The organism is Streptomyces glomeratus (genome assembly GCF_021462825.1).
GTDB classification, from domain to species: domain Bacteria; phylum Actinomycetota; class Actinomycetes; order Streptomycetales; family Streptomycetaceae; genus Streptomyces; species Streptomyces glomeratus.
Genome location: NZ_JAKEEB010000035.1, coordinates 74,301 through 85,833, shown reverse-complemented (window position 1 = coordinate 85,833; position 11,533 = coordinate 74,301). Strand labels below are relative to the sequence as shown.

10 protein-coding genes are annotated in these 11,533 nt (G+C 72.4%); 5 read left to right on the top strand and 5 right to left on the bottom strand.

Translation table 11 applies throughout. The features are described 5' to 3' along the window. Positions 1-129: 129 nt before the first annotated feature. The gene (locus LZ604_RS29315; RefSeq protein WP_234518778.1) at positions 130-1,329 is read right to left on the bottom strand and encodes an ABC transporter substrate-binding protein; all 1,200 of its coding nucleotides are present in this window, start codon (positions 1,327-1,329) and stop codon (positions 130-132) included. A 317-nt stretch (positions 1,330-1,646) separates the two neighbouring features. On the opposite strand from LZ604_RS29315, the gene LZ604_RS29310 reads away from it, so the two are divergent. Further along, a complete protein-coding gene (locus LZ604_RS29310) occupies positions 1,647-2,510 on the top strand; it encodes a PDC sensor domain-containing protein (protein ID WP_234518777.1) in 864 nt (287 codons plus the stop codon). Between the two features lie 49 nt (positions 2,511-2,559). On the opposite strand, the gene LZ604_RS29305 is transcribed toward LZ604_RS29310, so the two are convergent. Continuing rightward, entirely contained in the window at positions 2,560-3,480 is a 921-nt protein-coding gene (locus tag LZ604_RS29305) for a LysR family transcriptional regulator ArgP (protein WP_234518776.1), read from the bottom strand. 67 nt (positions 3,481-3,547) lie between these two features. Between LZ604_RS29305 and LZ604_RS29300 the strand changes: the two genes are divergently transcribed. The 3 genes from LZ604_RS29300 to LZ604_RS29290 all read left to right on the top strand — a co-directional run bounded on the left by LZ604_RS29300 (position 3,548) and on the right by LZ604_RS29290 (position 6,120). Beyond that, positions 3,548-4,159: a LysE/ArgO family amino acid transporter gene (locus LZ604_RS29300; protein ID WP_234518773.1), complete on the top strand. Its 612-nt coding sequence runs from the start codon at positions 3,548-3,550 to the stop codon at positions 4,157-4,159. A 120-nt stretch (positions 4,160-4,279) separates the two neighbouring features. After that, complete coding sequence (locus LZ604_RS29295) at positions 4,280-5,590, top strand: MFS transporter (RefSeq protein WP_234518771.1); 1,311 nt, start codon at positions 4,280-4,282, stop codon at positions 5,588-5,590. A 158-nt stretch (positions 5,591-5,748) separates the two neighbouring features. Further along, positions 5,749-6,120 (top strand): DUF6479 family protein, encoded by a 372-nt coding sequence (locus tag LZ604_RS29290; protein ID WP_234518769.1) that lies wholly within the window; start codon positions 5,749-5,751, stop codon positions 6,118-6,120. A 60-nt stretch (positions 6,121-6,180) separates the two neighbouring features. Here LZ604_RS29290 and LZ604_RS29285 read toward each other — a convergent pair whose 3' ends face one another. Together LZ604_RS29285 and LZ604_RS29280 are read right to left on the bottom strand one after the other, a co-directional pair. Continuing rightward, a complete protein-coding gene (locus LZ604_RS29285) occupies positions 6,181-7,146 on the bottom strand; it encodes an ATP-dependent DNA ligase (RefSeq protein WP_234518767.1) in 966 nt (321 codons plus the stop codon). Between the two features lie 72 nt (positions 7,147-7,218). Beyond that, positions 7,219-8,112 carry a Gfo/Idh/MocA family protein gene (locus tag LZ604_RS29280; protein ID WP_234518765.1) on the bottom strand — a complete coding sequence of 298 codons (894 nt, stop codon included), beginning with the start codon at positions 8,110-8,112 and terminating at the stop codon, positions 7,219-7,221. A 224-nt stretch (positions 8,113-8,336) separates the two neighbouring features. Between LZ604_RS29280 and LZ604_RS29275 the strand changes: the two genes are divergently transcribed. Further along, on the top strand, positions 8,337-9,764 hold the full coding sequence (locus LZ604_RS29275; RefSeq protein WP_234518763.1) for a M1 family metallopeptidase: 1,428 nt from the start codon (positions 8,337-8,339) through the stop codon (positions 9,762-9,764). Position 9,765: 1 nt separating this feature from the next. On the opposite strand, the gene LZ604_RS29270 is transcribed toward LZ604_RS29275, so the two are convergent. Next, the gene (locus LZ604_RS29270) at positions 9,766-11,322 is read right to left on the bottom strand and encodes a phospholipid carrier-dependent glycosyltransferase (RefSeq protein WP_234518786.1); all 1,557 of its coding nucleotides are present in this window, start codon (positions 11,320-11,322) and stop codon (positions 9,766-9,768) included. Positions 11,323-11,533 lie beyond the last annotated feature (211 nt).

Genomic DNA, 11,533 nt, shown 5'->3' with positions numbered 1-11,533 from the left:
CCCCCCCCCCCCCCCCCCCCCCCCCCCCCCCCCCCCCCCCCCCCCCCCCCCCCCCCCCCCCCCCCCCCCCCCCCGGGGGGGGGGGGGCGGGGGCCCCCCCCCCCCCCCCCCCCCTCACCCCGGGGGAGCTCAGCCCTTGATCTCGGTCCAGGCCTGCACCCACTGCGAGTACGGCACGCACTTGACGTCGGTCCGGCCGTCGAGACACTGCTCGATCGGTGTCGTCCAGAACGCGATGTCCTTCCAGTAGCTCTCGTCGGTGGCATGGAAGGTGTCGCAGAAGGCCGGGTCGCTGGTCACGTCGCAGGACTTGATGTTGGAGGGCGCCTCGCCGTAGTACTCGGCGACCTCCGCGTTGACCTTGGGGGAGATGATCCAGTTCATCCACTTGTAAGCGCAGTTGGGGTGCTTCGCCTTGGCGGACAGCATCCAGGTGTCGGACCAGCCGGTGGCGCCCTCCTGCGGAAGGACCGCCTTGACCTTGGCGCCCTCGCTCCGCGCGAGGTTGGCGATGACCTGCCAGGTGGTGCCGATGACCGAGTCGCCGCTCTTGAAGGCGGAGATCTCCTTGAGGTAGTCGTTCCAGTACTCGCCGACGTTGGGACGCTGCTTCTTCAGCAATGCGACGGCCGCGTCGAACTGTTCCCGGTCGAGCGCGTACGGATTCTCGATGTGGAGCCCCGGCCGGGTCTCGCGCAGATAGAGGGCCGCGTCCGCGATGTAGATCGGCGAGTCGTACGCCGTGAGATGTCCCTTGTACCGGGAGGCGTCGTCGAACACCGCGGACCAGGACGAGGGGGCGGGGGAGACCTCACGCGTGTTGTACATCAGCAGATTGGCGCCCCGGCCGTGCGGAATGCCGTAGGCCGTGCCGTCGACGGAGTTCCAGATCTGGTCCTTCAGCCCGAAGAAGACGTCCTCGTAGTTGGGGACCAGGTCCGTGTTCACCGGCGCCGCCTCGCCGGAGGCGATGAGCCTGAGGGAGGCGTCACCGGACGCGGAGACGGCGTCGTACGCGCCCGTCTTCATCAGTTTGACCATCTCGTCCGAACTGGCCGCCACCTTAGTGCGGACCTGGCACCCCGTCTGTTTCTCGAAGGGGGTGACCCAGTCGGCCTTCGGGTCCGTGGAACCGTCCTCGACGTAACCCGCCCAGGCGATCAGATTCAGCCGGCCTTCCGTGGAGCCCAGCGTCGACTGCGCCTTGAGGTCAGGCGGGTCGAAGCCCGCGGAGGAGGACGCGTTCGACTCGGCGAACAGCCCGCAGGCGCTGACGAGCAGCAGTGAGCAGGCGACGGCCGTCGCTTTGAGGGATCTGTTCAGACGCACGGAAATCTCCACGGTGTGCGGGAGTGGGGGGAATCGGGGGCGGATGTGTGGCGGCGGGTGGCAGCGGTTGCGTGGGGCGAGCAGGATGCGACGCGGACAAAGGGCGCGGCGGTGCGGCCGTGCACCGCATCCGGCGTCGGAGGGGGCTGGCTGTGGGCCCGGGAGTCCGCCCGCAGGGCAGGGTGGCGCCTACGGCCGGACTGGGGTGGCCCACACCTTACGGAGCGTCGCCATCTCGATCAACTTCCGTCTGTGCAGGGTCAGTTGACGGAGAGTCAAGATGCGGTGAAGCGAACCGGGCGTATACGGTCGCGGTCATGCCCGACTTCCCGCAGCAGCCCGGCTCCTCGCCGTGCCTCGCCGTCCCCCAGGCCGTCCCGACGGGCCCGAGTCCCACCGCGAGAGACCGCGGCCGGGGCACGGGTGGGGCCACGGTGACGCTCGACAAGGTCACGGAGGCCGGCGTGGCGGCCCGGGTCCGCGGCACCCTGGAAGCCGTCTTCGACACGGTGGCCCGGGTCCGGGCCGACACCACGGCCCTGCTGACCCGTCTCGCCGCCCAAGGCCGCACCCCGGTGACCGCCGACCTCGCCGTGCTGCGCCCCGGCCTCCATGGGGACCTCTCCCGGCAGGAACTGGTGTCCGGCGTCGGCTTCGTGACGGTCCCGGGACTGCTCGGCGACGCACCCGCGTGGCTGGAGTGGTGGCAGACCGGCATCGACGGGGTCGTACGGCCGCTGCTGCTGGACCTCGACCCGCGGCAGTCCGCGTACTCCGACTACACACACTGGGACTGGTTCACGCTGCCCCGCGACACCGGCCGCCGTGCCGTCGCCGGGCCGTACGTCGACTACCTCTGCTCCGACGAGTACAGCCTGACCCTGTCGGCGCCGGTGCACGTGGCGGGCCGGTTCGCCGGCGTCGCGGCGGCCGACGTCTATCTGCGGCACTTCGAGGCGGCCGTGATGCCGTTGCTCCGGGGGCTGCCCGGGCCGGCGCATCTGGTCAACGCACGCGGCCGGGTGGCGGCCTCGGCCGACCCGGCCCATCTGGCCGGCTCGCTCACCAAGGGCCCCGACTTCGGCGCACTGCTCACCGAGGCGCGGCCGGGCCGCCACGAGGGAATGCGGCTCGTCCCGTGCGACGGCGTCCCGCTCGTGCTCGTCATCGCGGAGGGCTGACCCGGCTGAGCGGCTCCCGCCCGGCGCGGGCCGACATCCTGTCGCCGGATCAGGCGCGCGGCGCCGCGCGGAGTGCGTCCGCGGCCGCCGCCACGACCGTCTCGGCCACCGCCGCCAGTGCGGCGGAGTCCAGTTTCCACTGCTGCCAGTACAGCGGGACGTCCGACGGCCGGTCGGCGGCCAGGTGCACGAGCCGCCCCGCCCGCAGCAGCGGCCCGGCCTGCCGCTCGGGCACCAGGCCCCACCCCATCCCGGCCGCGACGGCGTAGACGAACCCCTCCGACGTCGGCACGAAGTGCCGACGCCTGCCCGCGCCTTCGGCGGTCCGCAGGTCCCGCAGGAACCGGTCCTGGAAGTCGTCGCGCCGGTCGAAGGCGACGACGGGCGCGTCGCCGATCACCTCGCGCAGGGCCACCTCGGGCCATCCGCCCAGCCACCGGTCGACGAACCCGGGGCTCGCCACGGCCAGATACCGCATCCGCCCCAGCTGCCGAACACTGCAGCCCGCCACCGGCTCGGGCGACGACGTCACCGCGGCCATCACCCGTCCCTCCCGCAGCAGCGCGGCCGTGTGGGCCTCGTCCTCGCGGCGCAGTTCGAAGCAGATCCGCAAGCTCTCGGGCACCCGGGCGAGCGCCGACAGGAACCAGGTCGCCAGCGAGTCCGCGTTCACCGCGATCGACAGCCGCGTCGCCTCCCCGGTGCCGGTCATGCCCAGCTCGGCCCGGGCGTCCCGCTCCAGCCGGGCGAGCTGACGCGCGAACCGCACGACCACCTCACCCGACTCGGTCGGCCGCACCGGCTTCGTCCGGCTCAGCAGCACCCGCCCGGTCCGCTGCTCCAGCGCCTTGACCCGCTGGCTCACCGCCGAGGGCGTCACATGCAGGGCGCGCGCGGCCGCGTCGAACGTGCCCTCGTCCACCACCGCGAGCAGCGTCCGTACCTGGTCCAGGGGGAGCTCCGACATCATGAGCACTAAGGATACGTAAGAATCTTTAGCTGTACTTCGGATACTCCCCCTCCTTAGCGTCCGTGCCATGAACCACGCACTGACCGCGCTCGCCGCCGGATTCGGCACCGGACTGTCCCTCATCGTCGTGATCGGCGCCCAGAACGCCTTCGTCCTGCGCCAGGGGCTCCGCCGCGACGCCGTCCTCGCCGTCGTCGGCATCTGCGCCCTGTCCGACGCGGCGCTGATCGCGCTCGGCGTCGGCGGCCTCGGCGCCGTCGTCGTGTCCTGGCCCGGGGCGCTGACCGGGATCGGCCTGATCGGTGGCGCCTTCCTGCTGGTCTACGGAGTCCTGGCCGCCCGCCGCGCCCTGCGGCCCTCGGCCCTGCGCCTGGAGGGTGCCTCCGAGCGCTCCCGCAGACGAGCCGTGCTCACCTGTCTGGCGATGACCTGGCTCAACCCGCACGTCTACCTCGACACCGTCTTCCTGCTCGGCTCCCTCGCGGCCGGCCACGGCCCGCTGCGCTGGACCTTCGGCCTCGGCGCGGCCCTCGCCAGCCTGTGCTGGTTCGCCTCCCTCGGCTTCGGCGCCCGGCTGCTCGGCCGCTTCCTGTCCCGCACCTCCTTCTGGCGTGTGCTGGACGCCCTGGTCGCGGTGACGATGATCACAACCGGTGGCCTGCTGATCGCCGGAGTCTGAGCCGAAGCCCTAGCCCTGGCCCGTGCCGAAGCCGCCGGGCCGCCCCGCGCGAAGGGAGCACCGGCCCATCGGTGATAGTGAACCGGGAAGTAAAAGGTGTACGAGGCAGCTAGGAAGTCCGTGGACACGAGCGAGAGCACGACCGGCAACGGAACAGCGGCGCAGGGCGACGGGCAGGACGGGACGGGAGAGCGAGGGCGGGGCTGGCGCCGCTGGGCGATGGACACCCGGCCGCTGCGCCGCCCCGCCTACCGCCGCCTGTGGTCCTCGACGATCGTCACGTCCGTCGGCAGCCAGCTCACCGCGGTCGCCGTGCCCAAGCAGATCTACGACATCACGGGCTCCTCGGCGTGGGTGGGCTACGCGAGTCTGGCGGGCCTCCTGCCGCTCGTGCTGTTCGCCCTGTGGGGCGGTGCGATCGCCGACAGCATGGACCGTCGCCGACTCCTGCTGCTCACCAACTCCGGTCTGGCGGTCACGTCCGTGCTCTTCTGGGTCCAGGCGGCCATCGGTTTGGACTCGGTGTTCGTGCTCATGGCGCTGCTCGCCCTCCAGCAGGCCTTCTTCGGCCTCAACTCACCGGCCCGCAACGCCTCCATCGCCCGCCTGGTCCCGGCGGACGAACTCCCCGCGGCGAACGCGCTCGGCTCCACGGTCATGCAGACCGGCCTGGTGGCGGGCCCCCTCCTGGCGGGCGTCCTGATCCCCGTGATCGGCCTGTCCGAGCTCTACCTGATCGACGCCGTCGCCCTGTGCGTGACGGTGTGGGCCGTCGTACGGCTTCCCGCGCTGCCGCCCCTGACGACGGCTGCGAAGAGCAGCGCCGGCTGGCAGGCGATAGCCGAGGGCTTCCGCTACATATCGCTGCACAAGGTGCTGTTGCTGTCCTTCCTCGCCGACATCATCGCCATGGTGCTGGGCATGCCCCGGGCGCTGTTCCCGCAGCTCGCCGCCCGTACGTACGCTTCCTACGGAGAAGGACTCGCGCTCGGACTGCTGTTCGCGGCCATTCCGATCGGCGCGGTGCTGGGCGGCCTGCTGTCCGGCACCTTCTCCCGCGCCCGCCGCCACGGCCTCATGGTCATCGCGTCGGTGATCGCCTGGGGCGCGGCCGTCACCGGCCTCGGGCTGACCACCAACCTCTGGGTGGCCGTGGCCTTCCTGGCCGCCGCCGGAGTGGCGGACATGGTCTCCATGGTCTTCCGCGGCGCCATCCTGCTGTCGGCCGCCACCGACGAGATGCGCGGCCGGATGCAGGGAGTGTTCACGGTCGTCGTCGCGGGAGGCCCGCGTCTCGCGGACGTCCTGCACGGCACGGTCGGCTCGGCCCTCGGTGTCCGCACGGCCATCGCGGGCGGTGGCCTCCTGGTGGTCCTGGCCACGCTCGGCCTCGCCGTCGTGACACCGGCCCTGCGCGACTACCGGATCTGACCACCCCGTCGCGGAATACAGGACCGGGGGCCCGGTCTTCCCCGGACGATTCCCCGGGCCCACGCCACCCGCATTTCCAGCGGTTTCCCCAAAAATCCCGGGAAATTCCCAGGAATTCCCGGGGGGCGATTCCCATTCCGCGGGGGTATGGTCAGGTCATGAATACGGTGAGCTATGTACTCCTGGCCGTATCGCGGGAACAGGTCAACGTGTTCGTCGCCTTCATCGGCGGCATGGTCATCTCCGGGGCACTGATCTGGGCCGTACGGCTCGGCATGTCCGTACGTGACCAGGAACCGGAACCACCGAGCCCCGAGGAGCAGCCCCACCTGCCCGACGGCGGGCCGGTCCTCGAGGAGCGGGAGGCCCGGGAGCCCGAAGAGGTACCGCACGCCGTACAGGAGAGCGAACGCCTCATGCCGTACCAGCTCCACCATGCGGCGAGCAAACGCTGCGACGACCAGCAGCGCAAACGCTGGCTGCCGGGTTCCAGCGGCGCGTTCGGCAGCGGCGGCCCGGGTCACCACTGAGTCGCCGGCCACCGCCCGGCACGGACGCAGCGTGGCCGGGACGCCGGGTTCCGGCGCCCGTCACGGCAGATCGGCGGCCGACTCCTCCGGCGTCAGGTCCGGTCGCATCCGCAGCCATGACGGCTGCCTGAGCAGACCGGACCGGGTGCGGGTGCTGTAGCGGACCTCGCCCACGAGTCGCGGCAGGACCCAGCGGGCCCCGGGTACCCGGGGGTCCCGGTCGAAGGGGCACACCCGTGACTCCACGCCCCGAAGCATCCGGGCGAGTTCCACCCGCTCCGCCTCGCTCCAGCCCGTCCCCACCCGGCCCACATAACGCAGCCGCCCCGCCTCCCGCTGCCCCACCAGCAGTGCCCCCGGCAGGCCCGACAGCCGGCCCTGGCCGGGCAGCCAGCCGCCGACGATCACGTCCACGGCCCGTACGTTGCGGATCTTGATCCAGGACCGGGACCGCACCCCTGGCTCGTACACCGAGTCAAGCCGCTTGCACACCAGCCCCTCCAGACCGCTTTCCCGCGTCGCCTCCAGGGCCTGTGCGCCGTGTCCCACGATGGCGCCCGGCGTCGACCAGTGCGGCCCCGCCAGCGCGAGCGCCTCCAACTCCTCCCGTCGCCGTGCGTAGGGCAGAGCCGTGAGGTCGCGCCGCAGGAACATCACGTCGAACAGCACCAGGTGCACGGGCGTCTGCGCGGCGCGGTGCGCCGCCAGCGCCGGGGCGTGGGCCAGCCCCATACGGGACTGGAGCCGCTGGAAGTCTCCCCGCCCCCGCTCGTCCGGCGCCACCACCTCCCCGTCCAGCACGGCGGGCGTGGCGCCGAGGACGCCCCCCAGCGGACGCAGCTCGGGGTACGCCCCCGTGATGACCTCCCCGGACCGGGCACGCAGTTCCAGGCTGCCGTCACCGGGCAGATAGACCACCGCGCGCTGCCCGTCCTGCTTGGTCTCGTACGCCCATCGGTCGTCCTGCCGGGAGGGCGGCAGCGAGCCGGGAGTGGCGAGCATGGGGGCGATCAGCGGAAGTCTCACGGGTCAGTTGTGGACACCACCGGGCGCCGTCACGCGCCCCGGCCCGGCGTTTTCCCCTGAACGGCGCCCGAGCTAACCCTGCGCGGCCTGAGCGATCAGCTCCTGCAGCCGCAGCCCCCTCCGGGCGTCCAGCTCGCCGGGCACCCCGGTGCGCACGGCGGTGGCGAACTCGCGCCGCAGCACCGGCCAGGCCTCCTCGTAGTCGAGCCCGCCGGAGTCGTACACGAGAGGAGGTAGCGGTCCGAACAGCTCGATGCGCGTGCCGCCCCGCGGGACGTTCACCGAGCCCGACAGCGAGCACTGACTGATCGCCCCCGTGGTGTGCTCGCACGTCAGCTCGATCCAGCGCCGGGGATCTCCGGTGCCGCGTACCCGGGCGACGGGACCGACCGCCGCGTCCAGCAGATCGAGCAGATGCGGCCCCACGTCGAGCAGCGCGCCGTGCTCCAGGCGCCACGGGGTCGCGAAGTCGCCGCCCAGGAAGGCGCCGCTCAGCCCGTGGGAGCGCGCGCCGGCGACCTCCGTCCGCCGCGCGGCGGCCAGGAACCGACGGGCCGCGGGGTGGTAACGGTTGGACAGAACGAGCTGCGAGACGACAGCCGCCTCCCCGACCGCGTCCGCGAGCCGCCGCGCCGAGGACAGATCCGGTCCGAGCGGCTTCTCCAGCAGCAGGGCCCTGCCCGCCCGCGCGGCCCGCCCGGCCAGCTCGGCCTGGACGGCCGGGGGCACCGAGAAGGCCACCGCCTCGCACGCGTCCAGCAGTTCCTCGAACCGGGCGGTGGCTTTCGCGCCGTACGGGGCCGCGATCTCGCGGGCCGCCTCCTCGCGGCGCGCCCACACCGCCGTCAGACGGGTCTCGGGCCCGGCCGCCAGCACCCGCGCGTGCACGGCGCGCGCCCAGGGCCCGGCGCCGACGAGCCCGACCCTCACCGGCTCCCCGGCCCACGGCGGCAGCAGGTCAGTCATGGAACGAACTCCATCACGTCTCCGCGGGCTTGAACAGAAGGGGTTTGAACAGGAGGGGCTTGAGCGGGAGGGGCTTGAACAGGAGGGGCTTGAGCGGATCCGCCTCCCGGTGCGTGTTCAAACCGGCCTGTGCCGCAAGGAACTTGACCGAACAGTGGTGATTCCGGGGCGACGCCGCGCCCTAGGCTGACGGCCGTCGGCCACCGCCCTCCACAGGAGTCACCGTGACGCCACCCCCTAGGCAGACCCGCAGACGCAGCAGCACCGTCCTTCCCCGGCAGGCCGTCGCGGGAACGGTTCCCGTGGCCCTCGCCGCCCTGCTTGCGGCGGCGGGACCCGCCGCGGCCGGCACCGTCGGCTCGTCCGGCGCGGGAGACCCGTACTTCCCGCTCGAGGGCAACGGCGGCTACGACGTCCGTCATTACGGCCTGACCCTCCGCTACGACCCGGGCAGCGGCCATCTCGACGGGCAGGCCGTCCTGCTCGCCCGGGCCACCCAGCGCCTCACCCGCTTCGACCTCGACCTCAAAGGCCTGACGGTCACCGGAGTCACCGTCGACCACATGAAGGCGTCCTTCCGCCGTGACGGACAGGAACTCCTCGTCTTCCCGAAGCACGCGCCGCGCAAGGGCCACGACTTCCGTGTCGCCGTGAGCTACCAGGGCAGGCCCCGGCCGGTCACCGACCCCGACGGCTCGCTCGACGGCTGGATCCCCACCGACGACGGCGCGTTCGTGGCGGGCGAGCCGCAGGGCGCCATGACCTGGTTCCCCACGAACGGCCACCCCCGGGACAAGGCGTCGTACGACATCACCATCACGGTCCCGCAGGGCCGCACCGCTGTCTCCAACGGTGTCCTCCTCGGCCGGAAGACCGCGCACGGGCACACCACCTTCCACTGGCGCCAGTCGGAACCCATGGCCGCGTACCTGGCCACCGCGACCGTCGGGACGTTCAAGGTCGAGCGCTCCACCACCCGGGACGGCATCGAGGTCTACAACGCCGTCGACCCGCGTGCCGCGTCCGCCGCGGACCCCGTCCTCAAGAAGCTGCCGTCCGTCCTCGCCTGGGAGAGCAGGCTCTTCGGCCGCTACCCCTTCCGCGCGGCCGGAGCCATCGTCGACAAGGCCCCGCAGGTCGGCTACGCCCTGGAGACGCAGACCCGGCCCCTCTACGACCGGGCACCCGACCTGAGCACCCTCGTCCACGAGAGCGCCCACCAGTGGTTCGGCGACTCGGTCGGCCTGACCCGCTGGCAGGACATATGGCTCAACGAGGGCTTCGCGACCTACGCCGAGTGGCTCTACGCAGAACAGCACGGAGGCGCGACGGCGCAGCACACCTTCGACGCGCTCTACGCCCGCCCCGCGAGCGACGGCCTGTGGGCCTTCCCGCCCGCCGATCCGGGCAGCGGGGCCCACCTCTTCGACACTCCCGTCTACGCCAGGGGCGCCATGGCCCTGCACCGGCTGCGCACGACCGTCGGCGACCCGGTCTTCTTCCGCATTCTGCGCGCCTGGGCGGCCGGGCGCCGGGGCGGCCACGGGACCACGGCGCAGTTCGTCCGTCTCTCGGAACGGCTGTCGGGCAAGGACCTGGGCGCGCTGTTCCACGCCTGGATCGGCACGGCGGGCAAACCGTCCGGTCCCTGACTCAGGGCCGCCGGAAGATCGTGATCGAATGACCGACGTCGTCGATCGCCTTGCTGCCGCGGATCAGGCGCTTCAGCCGGCCCTCTGCCTTGGCGATCGACGTGTCGGACACGACGAGCAGTCCGTGCACCCGGTCCGGCCGGACCTTCAGCGGGTCGCGGCCGTGGATGCCGTACCAGGAGGGCACGCCGCTGCCCTTGTAGACGAGCCAGACGTCCCGCTCCCGCGGGTAGCGCTGGCGCAGGCGGTCGGCGAGCCGCCCCAGGTCCTGGCCCCAGTCGACGTTCGAGTCGTGGAGCCTGAGATGGGTCTGCGAGGGACCCCCGAAGGCCTCGTTGGAGTACGGAAGGTAGTACGGGTAGGTCCGCAGTGAGCTGACCGCGACGAACAGGACCAGTACCGCCGTCACGGCGTACGCCCACCGCCGTCGCAGCGCGAGCACACATGCGGCCGCGACGGCCAGGAACACCGGTACGAACAGGGCGTAGCGCACCCCGAGGTCGCGCGAGCCCTGCATGGCCGCGGCCAGCAGCACCGCCGGCACCACCAGCACATACGGCACGGCGGCCCGCAGCGGGGGCGCCGCCGCCATGGCAGCCGCGCCGGCCAGCCACAGCGCCAGCATGCCGAGCGGCGTCTTCACCAGCAGCGCGGCCGGCAGGTAGTACCACAGGGCACCGGTGTAGAGGCGGCCGAACAGAAAGCCGCGCCATCGCGCGTTCTCGAAGCCGAACTGGATCCGCATCCCGTCCCGGTACGCGTCGGGGAGCGGCAGCCAGTCGATCAGCAGGCCCCGCAGCCCATGCACCGCCGGCACGTTCGCCGGTGGCGTCCACCGCAGCCGGGGATCCACGGCCAGATACACCGCCCACACCACTGCCACCAGGACCAGCGCGACACCGGCGGCCGCCGCCAGGGCGTGCGCCGCACGCCGCCACCGGGGAGCCGTGCCTCCCGTCGCCCGCCAGTACGACCAGGCGGCCAGCGCCAGCAGGACGGGGACCGCGGGCAGCGTGCTCATCTTCGTGGCGACGGCGGCCCCCGCCGCCACACCGGCGAGCGGCAGATACGCCGGCGGTCGCCGCCGGGCCCGCCACAGCATCCACGCCGCGGTCACCACGAAACCCGCGGCGGGCACATCCAGGGTGGCCAGGGAGCCGTTGGTGATCAGATCGGGGGAGAACGTGTACAGGGCCAGCGCGGCCAGTCCGCCCACCCGTCCCACGAGGTCGCTCGCGAATCCGAAGACGACCAGCCCGAACAGCAGCGTCACCACGATCACCGGCAGCCGGGCCCAGAACATGACCCGCCACGGGTCGTTGCCGGACTCGTACAGCAGCCGTCGTCCCAACCGCCCCTGGTCGCCCGCGAAGCCGGGCTTCAGATGCGGATGCGCGAACACCGCACCGGTCGCGACGATCAGCTTGCCGAGCGGCGGATGCTCCGGGTTGAAGCGCAGGCTGTGCTCCCGGACGTACACCACCGCCGTGCCCACGTAGACCGGTTCGTCGATGGTGGGTGTCTGCCGTACGGCGGTGGTGACCATCGCGACCGCCATCTGCGCGAGCAGCGTGACCACCAGCAGCGCGAGCAGCGGCCGCCGATGGCGCCGCAGCCGCTCCCAGCGGAGCCGGCCCTCGTGCCCGCCGTCCGACGCGGCACCGAAGTCCGCGGTGCGTCCGTCGTCGGCTGTGAGCAGCGACCGCTGTGCGTGCATCGTCATGTCCTTTGCTACGTCGGCACGGTATGACCTTGCTCAACGGCGAAGG